At 68.9% G+C, this 9,284-nt stretch carries 7 protein-coding genes; 4 read left to right on the forward strand and 3 right to left on the reverse strand.

Features of this window, described 5'->3' with window-relative positions:
- Positions 1-77: 77 nt before the first annotated feature.
- Positions 78-1,574, reverse strand: coding sequence for a glycoside hydrolase family 16 protein (locus GA0115259_RS14970; protein ID WP_202450020.1), 1,497 nt, complete (start codon positions 1,572-1,574; stop codon positions 78-80).
- A 227-nt stretch (positions 1,575-1,801) separates the two neighbouring features.
- On the opposite strand from GA0115259_RS14970, the gene GA0115259_RS14975 reads away from it, so the two are divergent.
- The gene (locus tag GA0115259_RS14975) at positions 1,802-2,263 is read left to right on the forward strand and encodes a MerR family transcriptional regulator (RefSeq protein WP_093596404.1); all 462 of its coding nucleotides are present in this window, start codon (positions 1,802-1,804) and stop codon (positions 2,261-2,263) included.
- Positions 2,260-2,604 (forward strand): thioredoxin, encoded by a 345-nt coding sequence (gene trxA, locus GA0115259_RS14980; RefSeq protein ID WP_093596406.1) that lies wholly within the window; start codon positions 2,260-2,262, stop codon positions 2,602-2,604. The genes GA0115259_RS14975 and trxA overlap by 4 nt, the downstream gene beginning before the upstream one ends.
- A gap of 24 nt (positions 2,605-2,628) precedes the next feature.
- On the opposite strand, the gene GA0115259_RS14985 is transcribed toward trxA, so the two are convergent.
- The gene (locus GA0115259_RS14985) at positions 2,629-3,657 is read right to left on the reverse strand and encodes a helix-turn-helix domain-containing protein (protein WP_093596408.1); all 1,029 of its coding nucleotides are present in this window, start codon (positions 3,655-3,657) and stop codon (positions 2,629-2,631) included.
- A gap of 137 nt (positions 3,658-3,794) precedes the next feature.
- On the opposite strand from GA0115259_RS14985, the gene GA0115259_RS14990 reads away from it, so the two are divergent.
- The gene (locus tag GA0115259_RS14990) at positions 3,795-4,400 is read left to right on the forward strand and encodes a peptidase inhibitor family I36 protein (protein ID WP_256098007.1); all 606 of its coding nucleotides are present in this window, start codon (positions 3,795-3,797) and stop codon (positions 4,398-4,400) included.
- 328 nt (positions 4,401-4,728) lie between these two features.
- On the forward strand, positions 4,729-7,008 hold the full coding sequence (locus tag GA0115259_RS14995; protein WP_093596410.1) for a HelD family protein: 2,280 nt from the start codon (positions 4,729-4,731) through the stop codon (positions 7,006-7,008).
- Between the two features lie 98 nt (positions 7,009-7,106).
- Here the strand turns inward: GA0115259_RS14995 and glgB are convergent.
- The coding region (gene glgB / locus GA0115259_RS15000) for a 1,4-alpha-glucan branching enzyme (RefSeq protein ID WP_093596412.1) at positions 7,107-9,284 on the reverse strand (2,178 nt) is incomplete at its 5' end.

The raw sequence follows: 9,284 nt of genomic DNA on the forward strand, positions 1-9,284 counted from the left end.
GACCGGCTCGTACGGAGACGTCCGTACGAGCCGGTCCCGGCGTATGAGCCGTACGAGCCGGCCGGTGGCGCCGAGGATCAGCCGAACGGGATCCGGATCACCGACTGGTTGCCGATGCCGAGTGTGCTGGTGCCGTTGCCGATGGCGTTCCAGACCTCTACACGGACCTTGCCGTTGACCAGATTGCCGTGGGTGCCGGTGGACGACTTGAGGCCGCTCGCCTGGGTGTAGTGCTCGTAGCCCGGGACGGGATCGGTCGCGAAGTACAGATACGTCTCTGTCCGGTCCCAGGTGCCGTCGCCCGTACGGTCGTAACTCACCCTGATCTGCTGGCCGTTGCCGACCGTCGCGCCCGAGTCCACGAAGAGGTCGAACTGTGTCGAGCCGCCGTTGTACGTCCGGGTGATTCCGCCGGAGGTGAAGACCTGCGGATTGTGCGGTGTGCCGTCGTAGTTGGCGCCGCCCGCCGTGGCGAGAGTGGCCGTGGTGGCCGAGCCGGCGGAGTCGCCGAGGCCCGCGCCCGTGCGCGCGTACAGCGTCGAGGAGCCCGAAGGCGGCGGATCGGTCGGCGGGTCGGTGGGCGGATCCGTCGGTGTCGAGCCGCCGCCGCGGGTCCAGACGGCCACATAGTCGACCAGCATGGGACGGCCCGGAACGGTCGCCGCCGTCGGCGTCGGGCCGCCGAGCGCGTCCGGGAACGCGCCGCCGATCGCCACGTTGAGCAGCAGGAAGTATCCGGCGTGGTCCGTCATATTGGCCCAGGTGCCCGCGTCGACACGGTCCTGCCGCACGCTGTGGAAGAGCTGGTCGTCCACGTACCAGCGCAGCTCGTTGGGGGCGACCGAGCGGTCCCACTCGAAGCGGTAGGTGTGGAAGGCGGACTGGCAACTGGCGCCTGGGCAGGCACGGTTGGCGCCGAGACCGGTGGTCTCGTTGCAGGGACCGCCCGGGCTGACTCCGCAGTGCAGCACACCCCAGACGGAATTGATGCCGTTGACGTTCTCCATGATGTCGAACTCGCCGATGCCCGGCCAGTTCCAGTAGCTGCCGCGGTACGGCGAACCGAGCGCCCAGAAGGCGGGCCAGTAGCCGGCAGCCGCGGCCCCGGTGACGTTCGGCATCTGGATACGGCCCTCGATACGGAGGGTGCCGCCCGCCGGAGCCTTGAAGTCGGCGCGCCGGGTCTCGATCCGGGCCGAGGTCCAGTTGCCGCCGCCGTCCCTGAGCGGAGTGATACGGAGATTGCCGCTGCCGTCGAGGCTCAGATTGTCCGGGCTCGCGGTGTAGTTCTGGATCTCGCCGGTGCCCCAGTTGCCGGGCCCGCCGGGATAGCCGTGACCGGTGTCGATCTGCCAGTTGGCGGCGGAGGGCAGGCTGCCGCCGGCGCCGTTGAAGTCGTCGCTCCACTGAAGGTTCCAGCCGGGAGCGGGCGGAATGGCGCCCTGCGCGCTGCCCGCGCCGGTCAGCCCGATGAAGCCCGCCAGCGCGACGGCCAGGGCGAGGGCCGCGGCGAGGAAGGGAGTGCGTGGAGTACGCCGGGTACGCGGTGTGCGTCTGATGCGGCTCGTTCTCAAGGAAACACCTCCGGTGAGGATGGTGCCGAGGAAAATCCGGTCCGAGGAGGATCCGATGGGATCGACGGACCGATGGGATCGATGGGGACCGATGGATCTGAGAGCGCATCTGAGAGCGCTCTCAGTACGTCTTGTACGACCTGCCGGCTGAGCCGTCAATAGCTCAAGGGCGCCGGCCGCTCCGGCCGCTTGCCTTGACGTCGGCGTCAAGGATTACGGTCGAAGACATGCGCATCGGCGAGCTGGCGGAGCGGGCCGGGACGACCGCCCGGACTCTGCGGTACTACGAGTCCCGCGGGCTTCTGCCCGCACGGCGCGCGGTCAACGGATACCGCACGTACGACGAGAGCGATCTGCGGCTCCTCCGGCAGATCAGGACGCTTCAGGACTTCGGCTTCGATCTTGAGGAGACACGGCCGTTCGTCGAGTGTCTGCGCGCCGGGCATCCGGCCGGAGACGTATGTCCCGCCTCGCTCGCCGTGTACCGGCGCAAGCTCACGGAACTGGACGCTCTGATCGATCAGCTCCGGTCGGTCCGCTCCCAGGTCGGCGCACAGCTCACCCAGGCCGAAGCCACGCAGGCGGTGGCGCCACCGCCTGCGTGTGAGCTGACGGCCCCCGTACAGCAAGAGCCCGCACGGCAAGACCCCGCACAGCACAGTCCCGCTCACCAAGGAGACCCGAAATGATCAAGGCAGCAGGCGTCGATTCCGTCACGGACGCCGACTTCGACGACGAGGTACTGACGGCCGCCCTGCCGGTCCTGGTGGAGTTCACCGCCGACTGGTGCCCTCCGTGCCGCCAGCTCGCGCCGGTCCTGAGCGCCGTGGCGGAGGAGGAGGCCGACCGTATCAAGGTCGTACAGATCGATGTGGACACCAATCCGCAGACCACCGCGCGCTACGGCGTCCTCGCGATGCCGACGCTCATCCTCTTCTGCGGCGGCGAGCCGGTGAAGTCGATGGTCGGCGCCCGCCCGAAGCGCAAGCTGTTGCAGGAGCTGGAGGACGTGGTCCGACGCGAAGAATGAGCCGGCGTGCAGGCGCCGGGGGAGTCAGGCGCCCGCCGGCCGCTGTTCACCTACGGAGGGCTCCCCGGCGGAGGGCGGGCTGATGAGCGTCGCACCGAGCGGAGTGAGCGTGTGGAGGACGGAGTTGGCCACGCGCCGGCTGGTGATCAGACCGGCGTCGCGCAGTGCCCTGGTGTGCTGGCTGGCCGCGGATACGGAGATGCCCGCGGCACGCGCGAGACCGCCGGTGGTCGCGCCCGTCCCGGTGGCCCGGAGAACGGCGGCGCGCCTCTGCCCAATCAAGGTTTCCAATGCGGAGGGCCGGTGGGCGTCGGACGTCCTTCTGCGCGCGAGCGCTTGACGCAGAATGGGATAGACGACCACGGGAGACAGTTCGTGGTCCGCCAGAGCGACGGGCTGATGCCAGCAGAAGTACGACGGCACAAGCAGCAGCCCGCGTCCCTCCAGATAAAGGTCCCGCTCCCAGCCCGCGCACTGTATATGCAGGACCGGTGGATTCCACTCCATCGTCGGCCGCAGGCTTCGCAGCAGCCCGTCCGTGCCGTGGTCCATCAAAGGACGCGTCCGTAACGAACGTTCCGCGTCCACATGCGCCTGAATGCGATCGCTGTGCGGGGCTATGACGGCCTCGTGGTAACTCCGCAGCGCCTTAACCAGTTCCTCGCGCATCTCCGTCTCGGCGAGTTGTGATGTCCACGCGGGTGCTCCGCTGACCCGGGCCATGACCTGCACTTCGCGCCGGACTCGTTCCCCCGATGTGCCCAGGATGGCCGCCAGTCCGGCCTTCAGACCGTCGGATCCCTCGGCCGGCGTGAGGAAGTCGGGATAGTAAGCGGCTCTGGGCGCGACCGGTATCAGCAGGGAGCGCACCGTCTTCTCCAGGCCACGCTCCCGGATACGCGAACAGGCGCTGTGGTACCAGTCGGTGTATGCCCATCGGCCTTTCCGCGTCTGGAAGCGGTGCAGGCTGCTCACGATCTCCCACAAGGGATCGGCGGAGGCGGCAATTCGTGTACGGGCCAGGTCGGCATCGGTGAAATGAATACGGAGCACGCGATTCCTCTCGGCTGACCAGCGTCTTTGAGGTGTGCCGAAACATCATGGCCACCAGATGCACCAACTGGCAATGTCGGGTCGGACATACCAATGCTCTTCGGCCGAAACTTCCGTACCGATGAATTGAGGCTCTCGTGCGCAGAATCACGAAGTGGTCCGTCACCCTGACAGCAGCCGCGATGGCGGTCATGGGCCTGGCGGGCCCGACCTCCGCGACCTCCGCAGCCGGCTCACTCCCGTCGACCATCGCGGCGCAAGCCGCACAGGCGGGCCTCGACAGAGCCGAGGCCGCCGGCCTCCAGCGGCAGATAGACGCTCAGCTCTCCATCGCACCCGGCGGCAAGCAGACCGGCGTCAACGAGATCTCCTGGCGCGGCGGCAGGACGGTGATGACCTTCCCGCTGCCCGGTGAGAAGAAGGCGCGCGCCGTCGGTGAGGCGTTCGCGCCGACAGGAACACCGAACTGCACCCGTCTGTGGACCTGTCTGTACGAGCACGCCAACTTCGACGGCCGCCGTCTGACCTGGTCCGACTGCGACTTCGTCAACCTCGCCGACTGGGGCTTCAACGACCAGACCACCTCCTGGCACAACAACCAGTCGACGGGGACCAAGACGCACGTCTACAACTGGAACGGCGTCAACGCCTGGGTGCTCCTGTGGACCTCCACGGCTCCCTCGTCCAGCTCGAACGTGGGCAGCGCCAACAACGACAAGGCCGACGGCCTCCAGGTCTGCTGAGTCCGCAGGTGCGCTGAGTAGTCCGCAGCCGATCCGGCTGTGAGCATGTGCTTCGGCGTTGCGCCGTCCGGCCCGCGTTGCCCGGGCCCGGACGGCGCGACGCCGCGCCCGCCCAGGGATCCGTCCGACGGTGCCCAGAAAAAATCCCCGGTCCGAATTGACGGCCGGGGTATTCGCCTGCGTATATTGAGTGTTTCCGTGTCCTGATTTCGTCACTCGTTGTTGTTGGGAATACAGGCGTTGTTGAGGATCCAGGCTGCGGGCTACTCAATGAAGTGCAGCGTATCGGACAGGGGTCGAATTGTCAACCAGGGAATCCAATGACGAATTGCGAAATGAGCAGCAATTCATCTCTGTTCTCTACGAGCGGCTCGACGCGCTCAGGGAGCAGGCCGAGGGCGCCGTGGAGGCGTCGATCGGCCAGGTCACCACGGTGCGGCAGGCGCGGGTGGAGCGGGACATCAGCGTCGCGGAACAGTCCGACCGGCTCTCCTCGCTGAACGCCGTCGAGACGGGCCTCTGTTTCGGACGGATCGACCTCCAGGACGAGTCCGGCACCGCCGAAACCGCCGGCATCGCCGAAACCGCCGGCACCGGCGCCACCCATCACATCGGCCGTATCGGAATGCGCGCCGACGACGAGGAGCACACTCCGCTGCTGATCGACTGGCGCGCTCCCGTGGCACGGCCCTTCTATCTCGCCACCGGCTATTCGCCCATGGGCCTGCGCCGGCGCCGGCACATCACCACCCAGGGCCGCCGTGTCACCGCGCTGCACGACGAGATCATGGATCTCACCGACACCACCCGCACCGGTTACGAGGATCCGGACGGCGACGCCGTGCTGCTCTCCGCGCTCAACTCCGCCCGTACGGGCCGGATGAGCGACATCGTCCAGACCATCCAGGCCGAGCAGGACCGCATCATCCGCGCACCGCACCGCGGTGTACTGGTCGTCGAGGGCGGTCCCGGTACCGGCAAGACCGCGGTCGCGCTGCACCGGGCGGCGTATCTGCTCTACGCGCACCGGGAGCAGCTCGCCCGCCGCGCCGTGCTGATCGTTGGTCCCAACCCGGCCTTCCTGGGCTATATCGGAGAGGTGCTGCCCTCGCTCGGTGAGACCGGAGTGCTGCTGGCGACCACCGCCGAGCTGTTTCCCGGTGTACGGGCCACCGGTACGGACACTCCGGCGGCGGCCGAGATCAAGGGCCGGGCGGCGATGGCCGAGGTGCTGGCCGGTGTCGTACGCGACCGGCAGACCGTGCCGCACCGTGCCACCGAGATCGCCCATGACGGCTACGGCACGCTCCTCCTGGACCGGGCGATGGCCGAGGACGCGCGCTGGCACGCCCGCGAGACCGGCCTTCCGCACAATCTGGCCCGTCCGCACTTCGCCTTCCATGTCATCGACGCCCTCACCAATCAGCTCGCGGAGCGGATCGGCGCCGATCCGCTCGACGACGGCAATCTGCTCGGCGCCGACGACATCGCCCAGCTCGGCAAGGAGATCGCCACCAGCCGTGAGGTGCACGCGGCGATCGAGGAACTCTGGCCGCTCCTCACTCCGCAGCGGCTGATCGCCGACTTCCTCGCCGATCCCACCAGGCTGCCGGACGGCGACGCCGAGCTGATCCGCAGGCCCGAGAGCGGGACCGGGAGCGGGACCGACGGCCCTTGGACTCCGGCCGACGTACCGCTGCTGGACGAGGCCGCCGAGCTCCTCGGCGCGGACGACAGCGCCGCCCGCGCCGCCGCCGAGGCCGAACGCCAGGACCGGATCGCCTATGCGCAGGGCGTCCTCGATCTCTCGGAGGGCTCGAAGACCTATGAGTTCGAGGACCAGGAGTCCGAGGTGCTCGCCGCGCACGACATCATCGACGCCGAGCGCTTCGCGGACCGCCAGGAGGCGGCCGACCACCGCAGCGCCGCCGAGCGGGCCGCCGCCGACCGCACCTGGGCCTTCGGCCATATCGTCGTGGACGAGGCCCAGGAACTCTCCGCCATGGCCTGGCGGTTGCTGATGCGCCGCTGCCCGAGCCGCTCCCTGACGCTGGTCGGCGATCCGGCCCAGACCGGCGACGCGGCGGGCTGCGACTCCTGGCGGCAGATCCTCGCGCCGTATGTGGGCGAGCGCTGGAGACTGGCGCGGCTCGGCGTCAACTACCGTACGCCCGTGGAGATCATGGAGGTCGCGGCCGAGGTACGGCGGACGGCCGATCCGCTCTTCGAGCCGCCGAAGTCGGTACGGTCGACCGGCCGCGCTCCGCTCGTACGCACCGTGGCACCGGCGGACCTGGTCCGTACGGCCGCCGCGCTGACGGACGCGCCGGAGCTCGCGCATCCGGAGGAGGGCCGTATCGCGGTGCTCGCGCCGGCCACGCTGCTCCCGGCCCTCGCCGCCGAACTCCCGCACGCCTCTTGGGGAACCGCGCCCGATCTCACCCGGCCCGTGGTCCTGCTCAGCGCCCGTCAGGCGAAGGGCCTCGAATTCGACACGGTGATCGTCGTCGATCCGGACGGCATCCTGAAGGCCTCGCCGCGCGGCACCAACGATCTGTATGTGGCGCTGACCAGGGCGACCCAGCGGCTGGGAATCGTACGCACCTGATCGGTCGTGCCTGATCCGTACGGTGTCGCCCTCGCCGGAACCGTTCCGGCGAGGGCGAGGGCACGGCACCGGAGACACGGCACCGGATCGGACGTCCGTCACACGGGCCGCAGCCAGACCGTCGCCAGCGGAGGCAGCGTGAGCTGGATGCTGGCCGGACGGCCGTGCGCGGTCACCGACTCGGGCTTCAGCGGCTCCGGATTGAGCACATCACTGCCGCCGTAGCGCGCCGCGTCCGTGTTGAGCACCTCGGTCCAGGCCGTGAACTCCTCCGGGACACCGAGCCGGTACTGCCGGCGCACCACGGGCGAGAAGTGCGAGACCGCCAGCAGCGGCGAGCCGTCCGCGTCGAAACGGAGGAAGGCGAAGACATTGTCGTCGGCCGCGTCGCCGTCCACCCACGAGAAGCCCTCGGGCACGGTGTCGCGCTGCCAGAGCGCGGGTGTCGCGCCGTACACCTTGTTCAGATCGCGCACCAGATCGCGTACGCCACGGTGGTCGGCCTCCGCCTCGTACGACGGATCCAGCACCCACCAGTCCGGGCCATGGCTCTCCGACCACTCCGCGCCCTGCGCGAACTCCTGTCCCATGAAGAGGAGTTGCTTGCCGGGATGGGCCCACATGAAGCCCAAATAGGCGCGTTCGTCGGCGCGTTGCTGCCACCAGTCGCCGGGCATCTTGGAGACCAGCGCGCGCTTGCCGTGCACGACCTCGTCGTGCGAGATCGGCAGGACATAGTTCTCGCTGTACGCGTACACCATGGAGAAGGTCATCTCACCGTGGTGGTACTTGCGGTGGACGGGCTCCTTGGAGACATAGTCCAGCGAGTCGTGCATCCAGCCCATGTTCCACTTCAGCCCGAAGCCGAGACCGCCGAAGCCGTCGGGGCCCACATGGTGCGTGGCGCGGGTGACACCGTTCCAGGCGGTGGACTCCTCGGCGATGGTCACCACTCCGGGACAGCGGCGGTAGACGGTGGCGTTCATCTCCTGGAGGAAGGCCACGGCGTCCAGATTCTCCCGGCCGCCGCGCTCGTTCGGGGACCACTGGCCCTCCTCGCGCGAGTAGTCGAGATAGAGCATCGAGGCCACCGCGTCGACACGCAGTCCGTCGACATGGAACTCCTCGCACCAGTACACGGCGTTGGCGACCAGGAAGTTACGGACCTCCGTGCGGCCGTAGTCGAACTCCAGCGTGCCCCAGTCGGGATGCTCGGCCCGGCGCGGATCCGGGTGCTCGTACAGCGGCCGGCCGTCGAACTGCGCCAGCGCCCAGTCGTCCTTCGGGAAGTGCGCGGGCACCCAGTCGACGATCACACCGATGCCCGCGCGGTGCAGCGCGTCGACCAGGTACCGGAAGTCGTCCGGTGTGCCCATACGGGACGTCGGCGCGTAGAAGCCGGTGACCTGATAGCCCCAGGAGCCGCCGAAGGGATGCTCGGCGACGGGCATCAGCTCGACATGGGTGAAGCCGAGGTCCTTGACATAGGCCGGGAGCTGCGCGGCGAGCTGACGGTACGTCAGACCTGGTCGCCAGGAAGCGAGATGGACCTCGTAGACCGAGAACGGGGCCTCGTGCACCGGGCGGTCGGCACGGTGTGCGAGCCACTCCTCGTCGCGCCACACATGGTGCGACTCGGTGACGACGGACGCGGTCGCGGGCGGCACCTCCGTACGCCGTGCCATCGGGTCGGCGCGCAGTGTGTGCGAACCGTCGGGACGTGTGATGTCGAACTTGTAGAGCGCGCCGTCGCCGATCCCGGGCACGAACAGCTCCCACACTCCGGTGGAGCCGAGCGAGCGCATCGGCAGGGCCGTGCCGTCCCAGTAGTTGAAGTCACCGGAGATCCGTACGCCTTGTGCATTGGGCGCCCAGACGGTGAAGCGCGTGCCGGTCACGCCCTGGTGGACCATGGGCCGCGCGCCGAGCGCCCGCCACAGCTCCTCGTGCCGGCCCTCGCCGATCAGATGCAGATCGAGTTCGCCGAGCGCGGGCAGGAAGCGGTACGGATCCTGGACCTCCAGCTCGTCGGGCTGCTCCGCGGCATCGCTGTACCGGACGAGCAGTGTGTACTCCGGCACGGCGCGCAGCGGCAGGACTCCGGAGAAGAAGCCGTCGCCGTCGTCGTTCAGCTCGGCCCGTACGGCAGGCTCCTCCGCGACGACGGTCACGGCGCGGGCGTACGGCCGCAGCGTCCGGAAGAGCACACCGTCCTTCACCGGGTGCGCGCCGAGCAGCCCGTGCGGATCGTGGTGCGCACCGCCGAGCAGCCGCTG

Origin of the sequence: Streptomyces sp. MnatMP-M17, assembly GCF_900091995.1 — a bacterium.
GTDB lineage: Bacteria > Actinomycetota > Actinomycetes > Streptomycetales > Streptomycetaceae > Streptomyces.